This window comes from Kitasatospora sp. MBT66 (assembly GCF_000710405.2).
Lineage (GTDB): Bacteria > Actinomycetota > Actinomycetes > Streptomycetales > Streptomycetaceae > Kitasatospora > Kitasatospora purpeofusca.
This window is the reverse complement of sequence record NZ_JAIY01000031.1, coordinates 3351-3747: the sequence shown is the minus strand read 5'-3', so window position 1 is coordinate 3747 and position 397 is coordinate 3351. Positions and strand designations below refer to the sequence as shown.

The window sequence follows — 397 nt, the reverse complement described above, 5'->3', positions numbered from 1 at the left end:
TCGGGCGGGAACGGCGGGAGCGGGGGAGGGGGCGGGGTGCCGGCGGCGGGGTGGGCGGCGCTGCCGTACCCGGTGCTGCCGTGCTCGGTGGCCTCGTACCCGGCGGTGTCCTGCTCGGTGCTCTCGTAACCGGTGCCCTCGTACCCGATACGTTCGTACCGGCTGCCGCCGAGGACGGTGCCCGGGACGATCCGGTCCTCGCGGGGCCCGGCCGGGGGCTCGGACGGTCCGTCGTACGGGCCGTCGGTGCGGTGCTGCCACTGCTGGTGATCGCTCATGGCGACCAAGCTCCGCCCGGTGGATGAGAATCCGGTGAGAGTGCGCTCAGAAGGGTCCGAGAAGCCCGTTGACTTCTCATAAAGCCTGGTCAGGCCGGGGCTCGCGCTACGAGCCGGCG

General features: G+C 72.8%; 1 pseudogene. It reads right to left on the bottom strand.

Going from position 1 to position 397, the window contains the following annotated elements:
* Positions 1–278 (bottom strand): annotated as a pseudogene (locus tag BI06_RS45260) (hypothetical protein); the annotation flags it as partial.
* Positions 279–397: the final 119 nt, after the last annotated feature.